The sequence below is a fragment of the uncultured Marinobacter sp. genome, from assembly GCF_913055835.1.
Lineage (GTDB): Bacteria > Pseudomonadota > Gammaproteobacteria > Pseudomonadales > Oleiphilaceae > Marinobacter.
In genome coordinates, this window is the sequence record NZ_CAJXKQ010000007.1 from 32,341 (window position 1) to 47,594 (window position 15,254).

Annotated in this window: 11 protein-coding genes; 8 read left to right on the forward strand and 3 right to left on the reverse strand. The window is 60.3% G+C overall.

The window, feature by feature from the left end; all coding sequences use genetic code 11:
- Positions 1-70 precede the first annotated feature (70 nt).
- The gene (gene urtA / locus QZ534_RS06005; RefSeq protein ID WP_296932621.1) at positions 71-1,381 is read right to left on the reverse strand and encodes an urea ABC transporter substrate-binding protein; all 1,311 of its coding nucleotides are present in this window, start codon (positions 1,379-1,381) and stop codon (positions 71-73) included.
- A 347-nt stretch (positions 1,382-1,728) separates the two neighbouring features.
- Here urtA and atzF point away from each other — a divergent pair, with 347 nt between their 5' ends.
- The 8 genes from atzF (at position 1,729) to QZ534_RS06045 (ending at position 13,194) form a co-directional block, all read left to right on the forward strand.
- Positions 1,729-3,546, forward strand: coding sequence for an allophanate hydrolase (atzF, locus tag QZ534_RS06010; RefSeq protein ID WP_296932624.1), 1,818 nt, complete (start codon positions 1,729-1,731; stop codon positions 3,544-3,546).
- A gap of 71 nt (positions 3,547-3,617) precedes the next feature.
- The gene (gene uca / locus QZ534_RS06015; protein ID WP_296932627.1) at positions 3,618-7,250 is read left to right on the forward strand and encodes an urea carboxylase; all 3,633 of its coding nucleotides are present in this window, start codon (positions 3,618-3,620) and stop codon (positions 7,248-7,250) included.
- 485 nt (positions 7,251-7,735) lie between these two features.
- Entirely contained in the window at positions 7,736-8,419 is a 684-nt protein-coding gene (locus QZ534_RS06020; RefSeq protein WP_296932630.1) for a GntR family transcriptional regulator, read from the forward strand.
- Between the two features lie 514 nt (positions 8,420-8,933).
- Complete coding sequence (locus QZ534_RS06025) at positions 8,934-9,203, forward strand: ComEA family DNA-binding protein (protein ID WP_069184402.1); 270 nt, start codon at positions 8,934-8,936, stop codon at positions 9,201-9,203.
- Positions 9,204-9,354: 151 nt separating this feature from the next.
- A complete protein-coding gene (locus tag QZ534_RS06030; RefSeq protein WP_296932634.1) occupies positions 9,355-10,158 on the forward strand; it encodes a (Fe-S)-binding protein in 804 nt (267 codons plus the stop codon).
- On the forward strand, positions 10,155-11,594 hold the full coding sequence (locus tag QZ534_RS06035; protein ID WP_296932637.1) for a LutB/LldF family L-lactate oxidation iron-sulfur protein: 1,440 nt from the start codon (positions 10,155-10,157) through the stop codon (positions 11,592-11,594). The genes QZ534_RS06030 and QZ534_RS06035 overlap by 4 nt, the downstream gene beginning before the upstream one ends.
- Entirely contained in the window at positions 11,591-12,244 is a 654-nt protein-coding gene (locus QZ534_RS06040) for a lactate utilization protein (protein WP_296932639.1), read from the forward strand. The genes QZ534_RS06035 and QZ534_RS06040 overlap by 4 nt, the downstream gene beginning before the upstream one ends.
- Positions 12,241-13,194, forward strand: a complete 954-nt coding sequence (locus tag QZ534_RS06045; protein ID WP_296932642.1) for a DMT family transporter — start codon at positions 12,241-12,243, stop codon at positions 13,192-13,194. Before QZ534_RS06040 ends, QZ534_RS06045 begins: the two co-directional genes overlap by 4 nt.
- Positions 13,195-13,200: 6 nt before the next feature.
- Here the strand turns inward: QZ534_RS06045 and gloA are convergent, their stop codons facing one another.
- Both gloA and QZ534_RS06055 read right to left on the reverse strand, forming a co-directional pair.
- Complete coding sequence (gloA, locus tag QZ534_RS06050) at positions 13,201-13,749, reverse strand: lactoylglutathione lyase (protein ID WP_296932646.1); 549 nt, start codon at positions 13,747-13,749, stop codon at positions 13,201-13,203.
- 356 nt (positions 13,750-14,105) lie between these two features.
- Complete coding sequence (locus tag QZ534_RS06055; RefSeq protein WP_296932649.1) at positions 14,106-15,242, reverse strand: alkane 1-monooxygenase; 1,137 nt, start codon at positions 15,240-15,242, stop codon at positions 14,106-14,108.
- Positions 15,243-15,254 lie beyond the last annotated feature (12 nt).

Here is a 15,254-nt window from a genome sequence, read left to right on the forward strand (position 1 = left end):
ACAGCCGGGAGCTGCGCAACTACCCCCGGCTGTCCATGGTGCTAGTCCATAGCGCTATGCCGTCGAAGCCTTACTCGGCTTCTTCAGCCGCCATTTCGCCGGCAGACGCACCGCAGGTGCCGGTTGCGGTATTGAAGGTTCCGCAGAACATGGGCTTGCGCCAGTCGGCGATCATGTCGCGGGAACCTGGCAGGTAGTCAGACCAGGCATCGCCAGCGACCAGACCAGAGGTTTCCCAGACCACGGAGAACTGGCCGTTGTCCTGAATCTCGCCAATCAGCACCGGCTTGGTGATGTGGTGGTTGGGCATCATGGCGGCGTAGCCACCGGTGAGGTTGGGCACGGTTACGCCGATGATGGCGTCTTTAACCGCATCGACATCGGTGGTGCCGGCTTTCTTGACCGCTTCCACATACATGTTGAAGCCGATGTAGTGGGCTTCCATCGGATCGTTGGTCACCGCTTGCTCGTTGCCGGTGTGCTCGATCCACTGGTCGATGAAGTCGTAGTTGGCGTCGTTGTCCACGCTCATGAAGTAGTTCCAGGCGGCCAGGTGGCCAACCAGCGGGCCGGTGTCGATACCGGAGAGCTCCTGCTCACCCACGGAGAAGGCAACCACCGGGATATCGGAAGCAGAGATGCCCTGGTTGCCCAGCTCACGGTAGAAGGGCACGTTGGCGTCGCCATTGATGGTCGAAACCACGGCAGTCTTCTTACCGGCGGAACCGAAACGCTTGATGTCGGAGACGATGTTCTGCCAGTCGGAGTGACCAAACGGTGTGTAGTTGATCATGATGTCTTCCTTGGCCACACCCATGTCCATCAGGTAGGTCTCAAGGATCTTGTTGGTGGTGCGCGGGTAGACGTAATCGGTGCCCGCCAGCACCCAGCGCTCAACGCCGATTTCGTTCATCAGGTAGTTCACCGCGGGAATCGCCTGCTGGTTGGGTGCCGCGCCGGTGTAGAAGACGTTTTCGGAAGATTCCTCACCCTCGTACTGCACCGGGTAGAACAGCAGGCCGTTCAGCTCTTCTACCACCGGCAGTACGGATTTACGGGAAACCGAGGTCCAGTTACCGAAGATCACGTCGACCTTTTCCTGGGCCAGAAGCTCGCGGGCTTTCTCGGCGAACAGCGGCCAGTTGGAGGCCGGATCCACAACCACCGCTTCCATCTGGCGACCCAGCACACCGCCCTTGGCGTTCTGTTGCTCGATCAGCATTTCAACGGTGTCTTTCAGAACGGTTTCACTGATGGCCATGGTGCCGGAGAGGCTGTGCAGGATGCCCACCTTGATGGGATCTTCCGCGGCCATGGAATTGAAAGAGATGGAAAGTGCGAGTGCAGAGAGGCCCAGTTTCACGTGTTTTTTGAGGCTCATGTTTTGCGTCCTTTTCTTGAGTTGGGGTATGCAGTTCGTCTTGAAACGCACCACAGCCACTGCATCTGCTGTTCCACATTCCATGTATATCCCGCTAAAACAAACAGTTATCTAGTATACAAGCCAAACCCGAGATGCCAGGGAGCTATCAACACCCCGCCAAACCTCTGTTTTACCGTTCAATTTTGGTGCACCCGCACCGGCCTTGGGCGCACTGCGCTGAAGCACTCTCACCCCAACAATTGCTAACTCACTGTTTTTAATGGGTTATCAAGAAATTTCCGCAAATGGCACAGGCATTGCCATTCCACATGTATACAAGTTGATAACGCACATGAGGACGACCAATGCCTTCAACACTCGGATGGACCATAAAGGACTGGCAGAACGCCTATAAAGAAGGCGCTTCGCCGGCGTCATTGCTGGGTGAGTTGCTGACGGGGCTGGATACCACAGACGTGGCCTGGATTTCCCTGCTGGATGGCGACGGCCTGGCCGCCGCCCTGGCAGAACTGGAGCAGGCCCTGGAAGCCGCCGGTGGCGATAAGGCCGCGCTGCCGCTTTATGGCATTCCGTTCGCGGCAAAAGACAACATAGATGCCAAGGGCTTTGAAACCACCGCCGCCTGCCCGGCCTTCGCCTACACCCCGGAAGAAGACGCCACCACCATTGCCCGTTTGAAGGCTGCCGGCGCAGTTTTGATCGGCAAGACCAACCTGGACCAGTTCGCCACCGGCCTGGTGGGTACCCGTTCGCCCTATGGCCCGGTGCCCAACAGCTTCAAGCCGGAGGTGGTCAGCGGCGGTTCCAGTTCCGGCTCGGCTTCGGTGGTGGCACGGGGCCTGGTGCCGTTTTCCCTGGGCACCGATACCGCCGGCTCCGGCCGGGTACCAGCCGGGCTGAATAACCTGGTGGGGCTGAAGCCAACCAAAGGCAAGTTCAGTATTCGTGGCGTGGTGCCGGCCTGTCGTTCCCTGGATTGCGTGTCCATTTTTGCGCTTACCGTTAACGATGCCGGGCTGGTGTCTGATGTGATGACTGGTTTCGACACCGAAGATGCGTTCTCTCGCAAGGCACCCTACGCCCTGCCCCTGGATGGCCCCGCCCTTCGCCGGCCCGGCCCGATCAAACGGCTCGCCATTCCGGAACACCCGCAATGGTTCGATGACCAGCAGGCCGAAGCGGCCTGGAACACCGCCATCAGCCTGTGGCGCGGGCTGGATGTGGAACTGGTGCCCCTGGATTTCAGCCCCATGCTGGAACTGGCGGCACTGCTCTATGAGGGCCCCTGGGTGGCCGAACGCCACGCCGCCGTGGAAGCGTTCATGGCCAGCCACGCCGATGAGATGAACCCGGTGGTTAAGGGCATTATCAGCAACGCCGGCCAGTTCAGCGCCACCGATACATTCAAGGCCCAGTACCGGAAGGAAGAGCTGCAACGCGACATTGATGAGCTGCTGGCCGATATTGACGCCCTGCTGGTACCCACGGCGCCGACCGCACCCACCATTGAAGCGGTCAACGCCGACCCGGTGACCCTCAATAGCCAGTTGGGCACCTACACCAATTTCGTGAACCTGGCAGACATGAGCGCCCTGGCGATCCCCGCCGGCTTCCGGGACGACGGCCTGCCTTTTGGCGTCACCTTGATCAGCGGCGCCTGGAAAGACACCGAACTTCAGCACCTGGCCTGCCAATGGCTGAACGCCCACCCGACCAAACTGGGCGCCACCGACAAACCCCGCCCCGAGGAGGAGCCTGGCGCGGCCATCTCAACCCCCACGGTTCAGGTGGCGGTAGTGGGCGCTCACCTCAGCGGCATGCCCCTGAACACCCAGCTTACCGAAAGATTCTCGGTGCTGCTGGAGCAAACCACCACTTCTGCCCATTACCGGCTCTACGCCCTGCCCAACACCACGCCGCCCAAACCCGGATTGAAGCGGGTAGCAGCGGGTGAAGGCGAGCAAATCATCGTGGAAGTCTGGGAAATGCCCGCCTCGGCCTTTGGCTCCTTTGTGGATCTGATTCCCGCGCCCCTGGGCATCGGCAATGTGGAGCTGGCCGATGGCCGCTGGGTGAACGGCTTTATCTGCGAAGGCTACGGCTTCGAGGGCGCTCGGGATGTTACCGAATTCGGCGGCTGGCGCGCGTTCATCAATTCCTGATCGGGGTCAGATGAAAACGGGGTCAGAAGAAAAGTTCTTCTGACCCCAAGTTCACAAGGAGAGACACCTTTATGTTTAGCAAAGTACTGATCGCCAACAGAGGCGAAATCGCGGTCCGCACCATTCGTACACTCAAGGCCATGGGCGTTGGCAGTGTGGCTGTCTATTCCCACCAGGATCGCCACAGCCTGCATGTAACCCTGGCCGATGAATCCGTGGCCCTGACTGGCAACGGCGCCAGCGAGACCTATCTGGACAAAGCCCAGATTCTCTCGGCCGCCAAGCACACCGGCGCCGAGGCCATTATTCCGGGTTATGGCTTTCTCTCCGAAAACGCCGATTTCGCCGAGGCCTGCGAGGCCGATGGCATTGCCTTTATCGGCCCCACGCCCGACCAGATGCGCGAGTTCGGCCTGAAGCACCGGGCCCGGGAACTGGCGGAAGCCGCCGGTGTGCCCCTGGCGCCAGGCAGTGGCCTGCTGGAAAGCCTGGACGAAGCCCTGCAAACCGCCGACCGCCTGGGCTACCCGGTGATGCTGAAAAGCACCGCCGGCGGTGGCGGCATCGGCCTGACCCGCTGCAACAGCGAAAGCGAACTGAAGGACGCCTTTGAGACCGTGCGCCGTCAGGGCCAGAGCTTCTTTAATGATAGCGGTGTGTTCCTGGAGCGTTTCATCGCCCGGGCCCGACACGTGGAAGTGCAGATCTTCGGTGACGGCGCAGGTAATGTGGTGGCTCTGGGCGAACGGGATTGCTCCCTGCAGCGCCGCAACCAGAAGGTAGTGGAAGAAACCCCGGCCCCGAACCTGCCGGCTGCCACCCGCCAGAAGATGCTGGATGCCGCCGTCTCCCTCGGGCAGTCGGTGAACTACCGCTCTGCCGGCACTGTGGAATACATCTACGACGCCGACCGCGACGAATTCTACTTCCTGGAAGTAAATACCCGCTTACAGGTAGAGCACCCGGTGACTGAGTCGGTCACCGGTCTGGACCTGATCGAGTGGATGCTGAAGATCGCCGCCGGCGAAAGCCCGGACCTGGCGAACTTCGAGCCGGAGCTGAACGGCGCCTCCATGGAAGTGCGGATCTACGCCGAAGACCCGCTGAAGGACTTCCAGCCCTCCCCCGGAGAACTGACCGACGTGCACTGGCCGGAAGAGGATGTGCGGGTGGATACCTGGGTGGAAAACGGCAGCGAAGTGTCCGCCCACTACGACCCGATGATTGCCAAGCTGATTGTGCACGGCAAAGACCGGAACGACGCCCTGGAAAAACTGAAAGCCGCCCTGGCGGAAACCCGGCTGATGGGCATTGCCACCAACCTGGATTACCTGCGCCAGGTGGTGGCCCAGCAGAGCTTTGCCGATGGCATTGTCTCCACCCGAGCCCTGGAGAGCTTCGAGTTCAAACCCTCAGTAGCGGAAGTGGTCAAACCCGGCACCTACACCACGGTGCAGGATTATCCCGGCCGAGTGGGCTACTGGAACATCGGCGTGCCGCCCAGTGGTCCCATGGATGATTATGCCTTCCGCATTGCCAACCGCATCGTGGGCAACCACACCGAAGCGGCGGGGCTGGAAGCCACCCTGATTGGTCCCAGCCTGAAGTTCCACAAGGAATCGGTGGTCGCACTCACTGGCGCACTTACCGATGCCACCCTTGACGACAAGCCGGTGGAGTTCTGGAAACCCATTACCGTGAAAGCCGGCCAGGTTCTGGCGGTGGGCAAGGCCATCAAGGGTTGTCGCACCTACCTGGCCGTGCGCGGTGGCTTTGATGTGCCGGTCTATCTGGGCAGCCGCTCCACCTTCGCCCTCGGCCAGTTCGGCGGCCACGGCGGCCGGCCCCTGCGCCCCGGCGACATGCTGGGAATCAGCCAGATCGACCTGCCGGCCTGCACCACCACGGCACCGACACACGATCCTGCCCCGGCGGACCCGGATCTGATCCCGGACTATCCGGACCACTGGGAAATCGGAGTGCTCTATGGCCCCCACGGCGCACCGGATTTCTTCACCGAGAAATCCATCGAGAAGTTCTTCGAGCAGGACTGGGAAGTGCACTACAACTCCAACCGCCTGGGCATCCGCCTGAACGGCCCCAAACCGGAGTTCACCCGGGCCGACGGCGGCGAGGCGGGCCTGCACCCCTCGAACATCCACGACTGCGAATACGCCATCGGCTCCATCAACTTCACCGGCGACATGCCGGTCATCCTTACCAAGGACGGCCCCAGCCTGGGCGGCTTTGTGTGCCCGGTGACCATCGCCAAGGCGGAGCTCTGGAAAGTCGGCCAGGTGAAACCCGGCGACACCATCCGATTCGTGGCCATTGATAACGACACCGCGGTGAAGCTCTCCGAGCGCCAGGAGCTAGCCATCAAGAGCCTGATGGCACCGCCGATGGTAGACCTGGTAGCGCCGGATCTTGCGCCGGTGAACGACCTCTCCGCCACCATCCTGGCGCATCTGGAAGAAACCGACGGCCGCCCGGAAGTCACCTACCGCCAGGCCGGCGACCAGTACATCCTTCTGGAATACGGCCCCAACGTAATGGACCTGGGCTTCCGCCTGCGCATCCACGCCCTGATGGAAGCCATCGCCGATGTACAGCCCAACGGCCTGCTGGAACTGTCGCCGGGCGTGCGTTCGCTGCAGCTGCGGTATGACGCGCGTATCCTCACCCAGGAAGCGCTAATGACCTACCTGCTGGACCTGGAAGCCACCCTGCCGCCCACCGACGAACTGAAAGTGCGCAGCCGGGTCATCCACCTGCCCATGGCCTTCGAAGACAGCGCGACTCTCGAAGCGGTGGATAAATACCGCCAGTCCGTGCGCGACACGGCCCCCTGGCTCCCCAACAACGTCGACTTCATGCAACGCATCAACGGCCTGCCCAGCCGCGAAGCCGTCCGCGACATCCTGTTCTCGGCAAGATACCTGGTGCTCGGCCTGGGCGACGTCTACCTGGGCGCTCCCTGCGCCGTGCCCCTGGACCCACGGCACCGGATGCTCACCTCCAAATACAACCCGGCCCGTACCTATACAGCTGAAGGCACCGTGGGCATCGGCGGCGTGTACATGTGCATCTACGGCATGGACTCCCCTGGCGGTTACCAGCTCGTCGGCCGCACCCTGCCGATCTGGAACAAGTACCTGAAGAACCCCCAGTTCGCCGGAGGCGCCCCCTGGCTACTCCGGTTCTTCGACCAGGTGTGCTACTACCCGGTGACCGAAGCCGAACTGGACGAAATGCGCGACCAGTTCCGCGCTGGCCAACTGACCGTAAAAATCGAGGAAGAAACCTTCGACCTCAGATCCCACCAGGCCTTCCTGGACGCCAACGCCGACTCCATCGCCGAATTCCGCGAACTGCAGCAGGCGGCCTATGCTAAAGAGGTGGCCCTGTGGAAAGACAGCGAAGCCGAGGAGCTGGACAAACTGGCCAAGGCCCCGCCGAAAGCAGACGCATCCGATCTGGCGAAGTTCGGCGAACTGGTGAGCGCCGAGATTGCCGGCAACATCTGGAAGTGTCTGGTGAAGCCCGGCGATACCGTGGCCGAGGGTGATCCGTTGGTGATCGTGGAGGCTATGAAGATGGAGTTCGAGATAAACGCCACACAGGCCGGGGAGATTAGTGCCATGCACGTGGAGCCTGGTAAGGCCGTTACTCCTGGGGAGCCTTTGTTGAGCATCAAAGTTTGAGGTTTGGTCTGGCTTTGGCGCTGGCCGCCTCTGGCCGCTGGCTTCGGTGGGGGCGCCGATGGGGGTAGGCCTGTCACAGACACGCCGTAAACCCATCCCTGGGGGCTTGATCGCAGCATCCTTGCTGCTCACAGTCTGTGACAGGCCTACCCCCACCGGCGCATGTAACTCGGAGTTTGCGGTTTGGATGAAAGAAAGGTGATTTGCTTGCCCATGCGTCAAAGTTGACCCCATGTTTAAGGGGAGCTCATCGAATAGCCGGCTTTATTTTTTGGCAAGCAAAGGGAGTTGGGTCGGATGGTGGGGTGCGGGTTTCAAAAGTGTGAGCAGCATGGATGCTGCGATCAAGCCCCCAGGGATGGGTTCACGGCGTCTTTTGAAACCCGCACCCCACCAGCCGGCCCAGCGGCCATACTCCATTTAAAAAGCGACCCGAAAAGAGGGCGAACAGAAGAATGGCAACAAACACCAAAAGAAAAGAGTCGATGGCAGACAGGGTTTACGAGGCCCTGAAGGACGACATCTTTGAGTTCCGCCTGATCCCTGGTGACAAGTTCAGCGAGGGCGATGTGGGCACTCGCCTGAATGCCAGCCGCACGCCGGTCCGCGAGGCCCTGTACCGATTGCAGCGGGAAGGCTACGTGGAGGTGTTGTTCCGCAGTGGCTGGCAGGTTAAGCCGTTTGATTTCCGTCAGGTGGAGGAGCTGTACGACCTGCGGATTACCCTGGAACGGGCAGCCATGCACAAGATTTGTGGGCTGGATGAGGAACCTTCGGCAATCCGCATGCTGACCGCCATCTGGAATCCGGATCACCCCTCTGAGCGCGCGGTGGGCAGCACCGTTCGGGCGCTGGATGAGAGTTTTCATTGCGACCTGGTGGCTGCGGCCGGCAACCGGGAGATGACGAGGATTCATCGGGAGATAACCGACCGGCTCCGGATTATCCGGCGCCTGGACTTCACGCGCGATGACCGGGTAGATGCCACCTATGTGGAGCATGCCGCTATTCTGGAAGCGCTTCGAAATGGCATGGCCAGTGAAGCGGCGGATCGGTTGACCCACCATATCCGGGCCAGCCAGAAAGCGGTTCGGGAAATTACCATGGAGCGAATTCGGGAGGCTGCCGCAGCGCATCGACAGAAGCCCGTTGAAAGTGGAGTCAGATGAAAATCTCATCTGACTCAACGCTAACTCACCGGGCAAGAAATTGCCTCGCAGGCCCCGTAAATACTGAACTCCGGTTCATTTTGACTGCCGCCGAAATGCTTACAAAGCTGTAAGACATATCGCACAACCCCCGGAGCAATTCTCCGATAGGTAGGAATTCTAACCACAGTAGAATGGTCAGTGTCAGGGATGACAAGCCAGCACGGAATGTTGGCCCAAGGACGAGAGCTTCAAGGATCGAAGCCGCAAGGATGAAAACTCCATGGATATGGAGTTGCCCAAAGGATCGGGGCTTACAGGGATGACCACAGGGAAGACGCGCTCAGGATGAGTCGCACGCCTGAAGGAACAGGCAGGGGTCAGCCACGGAATCGGGGATCACAAGGAATGTGGTCCCGTCCGTGCACTCCCCACCCCTCTCAGACATTTCTGCTCTCTTCTTACATTTCGCTTCTTCTGCTTTTCGCCCTGGCATACAACCAAAAACGCAAATTAGCCTCAGGAGCTTACACCCATGAAGCGCACACCGCTTTTCGCAACTCTCATTCTGCTGTTCAGCCTGGTTACCGGTTTTGCTTACGCCCAGGAAGCTGCCATCAATATCAACACCGCCGATGTAGCCACCCTCGCCAGCCTGAACGGCATTGGCCAGAGCAAAGCTGAAGCCATCGTTGCCTATCGCGAGGCCAATGGTCCGTTTGCGGTTACCGCAGACCTGGCGAATGTAAAAGGCATTGGCGAGCGTACCATCGAGAAGAACGCCGCGCGCCTGACCGTAAAGTAATACCCCGGGCAGTGGCACGCTGCCGCTGCCCTTCTTCTCTTTCCGCATTGCTCTCCTTTCTGTTTCCGGCTGCCCATAAAGTCGTCTGGCAACACCGCGCTCGCCACCCTATTATTGCTGGATAACAATTCAAAATGACGAGCGTCGGCCCATGGTTGATCCCATCAAGGTTTATCCATCCAAACCTTCAAAAGTCTATTTCTACGGCACCTGCCTGGTGGACATGTTCTACCCGGATGCGGGCATTGCCGGTGTTGAGCTGCTGGAGCGCGAAGGCATAGAAGTGCTGTTCCCGCACAACCAGACCTGTTGCGGCCAGCCCGCCTACACCTCGGGCTACCACGACGAGGCCCGGTCGGTGGCCCGCGCACAGCTGGATCTGTTCCCGGAAGACTGGCCCATTGTGGTGCCTTCCGGTTCCTGCGGCGGCATGATGCGCAAGCACTATCCGGACCTGTTCAAGGACACCACAGAAGAAGTGAAAGCCGCCGAGATTGCCGGCCGGGTCTGGGAGCTGACGGATTTTCTGCTGAACGTCTGCCACGTAAAGCTGGAGGACCTGGGCGAGCCTACCACGGTGGCCATGCACACCTCCTGTTCGGCTCGCCGGGAAATGGGCGTGGCCGAAGTGGGCCCGAAGCTGCTGGGCCAGTTGAAGAACGTGAACCTGGTGGAACAGGCCCGGCCGGAGGAATGCTGCGGCTTTGGCGGTACCTTCGCCGTGCGTCACCCGGAGATTTCCGGGGCTATGGTGAGCGAGAAGGTGGACACCCTGGTGGACGCGGGCGCAAAGCACTTTGTGACCACCGATTGCGGCTGCCTTATGAACATCGACGGCTACGCCGAGAAGAACCAGAAGCCGGTTCGGGGTGAGCACATTCTCAGTTTCCTCTGGGCGCGGACCCGGGGCGAAGGAAACCGGGGTGACGGGAAAAAGGGAGGGCAAGAGTCATGACCGAGACTGCCGAGCGTACCGACCACCACATCGACGTGAAGGAATTTCATCCTCGCGTTCACGCGGCCATCCACAATCCCAAGATCCGCAAGAACTTCCGCAGTGCCATGGACGGGCTGATGTCCAAGCGCAGGAATGCCTTTGAGGGCTGGGATCTGGAGACCCTGCGGGATCTGGGCGCCAACATCCGTCTGAAGGCCCTGGCCAACCTGCCCGACTTACTCGAACAGCTTGAGCAGAAGCTCACGGAAAACGGCGTCAAGGTGCACTGGGCGGTGGACGGCGACGAGGCCTGCCGGATCGTGCGGGATATCTGCAAGGCCCGGAATGCAAAGACGGTAATCAAGGGCAAGTCCATGGTCTCCGAGGAAATGGAGCTCAACCATTACCTCGAGGGCGAAGGCATTGAGGCCCTAGAATCGGACCTGGGCGAGTACATTGTGCAATTGGCCGATGAGACGCCCTCGCACATCATCATGCCGGCCATTCACAAAAACACCGGTGAGATCTCCGAGCTGATGCATGAGAAAACCGGCACGGATCTCTCCAACGATGTTGAATACCTCACCGCCAGCGCCCGCCAGCAGCTGCGCGAAAAGTTCATGAACGCGGATGTCGGCGTTTCCGGCGTCAACTTTGCGGTGGCGGAGACCGGCACGCTGTGTCTGGTGGAAAACGAGGGTAACGGCCGGATGACCACGACGGTGCCAAAGTGCCACATCGCCGTAACCGGCATCGAGAAGGTGGTGCCGAGCATGGAGGACGTCTCTGCCCTGCTTGCCCTGCTGACCCGCTCTGCCACCGGCCAGCACATCACCACTTACTTCAATATGATTTCCGGCCCGCGCAAGGCCGAAGAGCTGGACGGGCCGGAGGAAGTTCATCTGGTGCTGGTGGATAACGGCCGCTCGTCCATCTACCAGGACGACGAGCTGCTGGACACCCTGCGCTGCATCCGCTGCGGCGCCTGCATGAACCACTGCCCGGTATACACACGGGTGGGCGGCCATGCCTACGGCACCACCTATCCGGGCCCCATCGGCAAGATCCTGATGCCGCACCTGATTGGCCTGGACGAGGGCCGGCATCTGCCCAGCGCCTCCAGCCTGTGTGGCGCCTGCGGCGAGGTCTGCCCGGTGAAGATTCCGATTCCGGATCTGTTAGTGCGGCTGCGCCAGGAATCGGTGGATGGTGACAAACTGCACCCCGCCAAGGTGCGTGGTCATGGTGCCAAACGCAGCTCCATGGAAGCGATGATCTGGAAGGGTTGGGCCTGGATGCACGCCAGCCCTGGCATCTACCGTTTCGGCACCGGTGTCGCCAGCAAATTCAGGGCATTACAACCCTCGAAAGCCGGCGCCTGGACCGATTACCGCACGGCCCCGAAGCTGGCGGCCAAAACCCTGCACCAGCGGATGAAGGAGCGTGGCCAATGAGTTCCCGGGAAACGATTCTTCAGCGTTTGCGCAACCGCACGGGGGGCGAACTGACGGTACCCGAGTGTGATTTTTCGGTGCTTGCACGGCCGGACTGGCCCACCAATGAGCGCATTGAGCGATTCGAGAAGATGATCGAGTCCGTACACGGCGAGGTGCATCACGTTAGCGAGGAGAGCTGGATGGACCGCCTCGCTGAGGTGCTGAATACCCGCGGTGCGCGAAACCTGCTGGTACCAAAGCAGCACGAGATCGGCCAGGCCCTGCGCGGCGCCGGCCGGGACGATCTGCCGGAGCTGCTGATCTACGACGAGCCCATCGAGAGCTGGCAGGCCCACCTGTTCAACGAAGTGGATGCCAGCATTACGTCTACCCGCGGTGGTATTGCCGAAACCGGATCTCTGATCCTGTGGCCAAACAATGATGAGCCAAGACTTATGAGCCTGGTGCCACCAGTGCACATTGCCATCCTCAAGGCCTCGGAGCTCTATACCACCTTCCACGAAGCCATGAAGGCCCAGAACTGGGCCGCTGGCATGCCGACCAATGCCCTGCTAATCTCTGGCCCTTCCAAAACCGCCGACATCGAGCAAACTCTGGCTTACGGTGTTCACGGTCCCAAAGAGCTGATTGTGTTGATTATTGAATGATCCAAGGCGCCCTGTTGATCGCCCTGGCTGCCCTGCTATGGGCGACCACGGGCATTGTTGCGAAATTTCTGTTTACCGGTACCGGGCTTCAGGCCATTACCCTGGGCTTTTTGAGGCTGGCGGTGGCGTTGCCGTTTTTCTGGCTGCTGATGCGGCGGGAGCAGGTTCGCCTTGAGCGCGCCAGCCCAGGCGCCAAAGTGCCCGGCAGTTCGCTAAGGAGCCTCACCCGCAAGACCCTGGTTCCGCTGGCGGCGCTTGGCCTGTTCCAGGCGTTTTACCAGGGCAGCTACCTTCTCGCCGTGGACCTCACCGGCGCCGGCATTGCCACTCTCATTGCGCTCTGCCTGCCACCGGTACTGGTGGCCATTCTGGCGGCGCCCCTGTTGGGAGAGAAACCCGGTCTGTTGACCGTTCTCTCTTTGTTTGCCGCCATTGCCGGCACCGCCATGCTGGTGCTCAGCGATATGGACACCACAGGCACCCTTCGGCTCGCCGGCATTCTGGTAGCGCTACTGGCCGCCTGCGTGTACACCGGCTTCACGCTCACCAGCCGCTACAGCTCCGCCGGCACGCCGGTGTTCACTACGGCATTTATCTGCTTCTTTACGGCGGCGCTGATTCTGTTTCCGGTGGTAGCCCTGTCTGGCGGATTCGAGGGGCTGGAAACCCTCAACTTCGGGCACTGGCTGATGGTGGTCTATGTGGGGGTGGTGCCAACCTGCATTGGCTACGTGTGTTTCTTCACGGGCATGAAAACAACACCGGCCACGCTTTCGAGCATTATCGTGACTCTGGAACCGCTGTTTGTAGCGCTGCTGGCCTGGGTGTTCCTGGAGGAGATTCTGGGGCCGATCGGAATTGCTGGGGCGCTGATTCTGACCGCAGCGGTGGTGGTGGCCTCCCGCTACGGCCGCAAACCCGCCGCCGGCCAGGAGGCCGGTGCGGAGTAAGAAGGATCAAGCCTCCTTGCGTTGCTTCTCGAGCATGTCTGGCTGCAGGATTTCAATCCAGTAACCGTCGGGGTCCTTAATAAAAGCCAGGCCTTTCATCTTGCCGTCGTCCGGCTTCTTGACGAATTCCACACCCAGCTTTTCCAGGCGGTCGCAGGCGGCGTACACATCTGGTACCGCTACGCCAATGTGGCCAAAGCCCTGGGGCTCGTCGTTACCGTTGTGGTAACCAAAGTCGTTGTCGTCTTCGGTACCCCAGTTGTGGGTCAGCTCAAGCATGGCTTCGCGGCCGAAGGTGTAGGTGGTGCGGTGGGCGTCATCCTGCGGCACCAGGCCGGCCTGGCGATCATCCAGATAACCCAGGAAATACAGGGTGAACTTCATTTCCGGGAAGTCCAGTTTGCGAACCAGGCGCATGCCCATCACTCGGGTGTAGAAGTCCATGGAGCGCTCGGGTTCCTTGATGCGCATCATGGTCTGATTGAAGACGTAACCTTCGGTTTCGGGAACGGGTTCTTCGTGTAGGCCGGGGGCCTTTTCGAAATGCTTGGGCATTTTGGTTTTCCCTTTTTTCCGTGGAGTTCAAACCATATACCTGTGTGCGTTTCAGGGGGATTTCAAGGGCGCGAAAAAAGACCCCGGGGCCAGAGACTAACCTGCGGGGTCTTGAGGGCCGGTTTTTTACGCCGGCGTTTCTTCAGAGACGCTCTGAAGACTGGGGGCCTGTGGAATTAGGCCGATCTGAACTTAGGGGACTGGCGGTGCCATGAGGGTGCTATTTCTTTCGGGAAGCCAAACTCGCTTTGCTCAGACAGTCGTTTCCCTGCAGAAATAGCACCCTCACACCCCCGCCGATTCGACTTTGTTGCCGGCATCCCGTTTGGGCCGCTTGAGAGTTTTGCCCGCCGACTCTATGCAAGTTGGTGTTCTTCTCCTTTGTAATAGGCCTCTACTCTTGGGTTCATTACTCGCCGCCAGAGTGGGGGGAACATTGCCAGGACGATCATTGCGGAGTAGCCGGCCGGGAGTTGGGGGGCTACGTCGTGGTGGCGGAGGATCTGGTAGCGGCGTTTTGCCCAGGCGTGGTGGTCGCTGTGGCGTTGTAGGTGGAACAGGAAGACGTTGGTTAGGAAGTAGTTGCTGTTCCAGCTGTGTTCAGGGCCGGTGCGTTCGTAGCGGCCGTTTTCGAGTTTTCTCCTGTGCAGGCCGTAGTGTTCGAGGTAGTTGACGATTTCCAGCAGGGTGAAGGCGATGAAGCTCTGGCCCAGGAAGAAGACGGCGCCGAGCCAGCCGAAGGCGAGTGTAAATCCTGCAAGTACGAGAGCGCTGATGCTGTACCACCAGATCAGTTCGTTGTGCCGGCTAACAACCTTGTGGCCTTTGCGTTGCAGGCGCTCGGCTTCCAGTTTCCAGGCGTTGAGGAAGTTGCGTACGTAGGCCTGGGGCAGGAAGTTGTAGAGAGACTGGTTGTAACGGGATGAGGAGGCGTCTTCGGGGGTGGAGACGTGTACGTGGTGGCCACGGAGGTGTTCGACTTTGAAGCCGGCGTAGCAGACCAGTGACAGCAGGAAGCCGCCGGCCCGGGTTTCGAGTTTGTCGTCTTTGTGGATGAGTTCGTGGGCGACGTTGATGCCGAGGCCGCCGACGATGCCAATGGAGACGATCCAGCCAATACTCCCTACCAGGCTGAAGGTGCCGGAAGCCAGTTCCAGCATGCTCCAGACCAGCAAGGCCGCGAAGCCGGCAACCCAGCCTAGCGTTATCGCTTTATAGAACCGTTCGCCGACCATTCGTGGCACGTCGGTTTCTTCGTCCGGGTTCAGGGAATCCTTGCCCAGGAGCATGTCCAGGACCGGAATGATCCCGAAGACAACGACGGGCACACCCCAGGAGAACAGGTTTACCAGGTCGGTTGCGTGGCCGGCGGCCAGTAGCAGAGGCGGCAGTGCCAGGGGGACCATGGCTATCAGGTAGCTGTACTTCTTCAGGGTTAGCAATATTCGCCGGCGTGTAGCCTCGCGATCGACCGATAACTGGGTTGTGCTCATTGGGCTCTCTCC

Coding starts and splice junctions, on each gene's coding strand:
- QZ534_RS06020 (WP_296932630.1), top strand. CDS start 7,736: ATGGCAGACAGGGTTTACGAGGCCCTGAAGGACGACATCTTTGAGTTC.
- QZ534_RS06025 (WP_069184402.1), top strand. CDS start 8,934: ATGAAGCGCACACCGCTTTTCGCAACTCTCATTCTGCTGTTCAGCCTG.
- QZ534_RS06040 (WP_296932639.1), top strand. CDS start 11,591: ATGAGTTCCCGGGAAACGATTCTTCAGCGTTTGCGCAACCGCACGGGG.
- QZ534_RS06055 (WP_296932649.1), bottom strand. CDS start 15,242: ATGAGCACAACCCAGTTATCGGTCGATCGCGAGGCTACACGCCGGCGA.
- QZ534_RS06035 (WP_296932637.1), top strand. CDS start 10,155: ATGACCGAGACTGCCGAGCGTACCGACCACCACATCGACGTGAAGGAA.
- QZ534_RS06045 (WP_296932642.1), top strand. CDS start 12,241: ATGATCCAAGGCGCCCTGTTGATCGCCCTGGCTGCCCTGCTATGGGCG.
- urtA (WP_296932621.1), bottom strand. CDS start 1,381: ATGAGCCTCAAAAAACACGTGAAACTGGGCCTCTCTGCACTCGCACTT.
- QZ534_RS06030 (WP_296932634.1), top strand. CDS start 9,355: ATGGTTGATCCCATCAAGGTTTATCCATCCAAACCTTCAAAAGTCTAT.
- atzF (WP_296932624.1), top strand. CDS start 1,729: ATGCCTTCAACACTCGGATGGACCATAAAGGACTGGCAGAACGCCTAT.
- uca (WP_296932627.1), top strand. CDS start 3,618: ATGTTTAGCAAAGTACTGATCGCCAACAGAGGCGAAATCGCGGTCCGC.
- gloA (WP_296932646.1), bottom strand. CDS start 13,749: ATGCCCAAGCATTTCGAAAAGGCCCCCGGCCTACACGAAGAACCCGTT.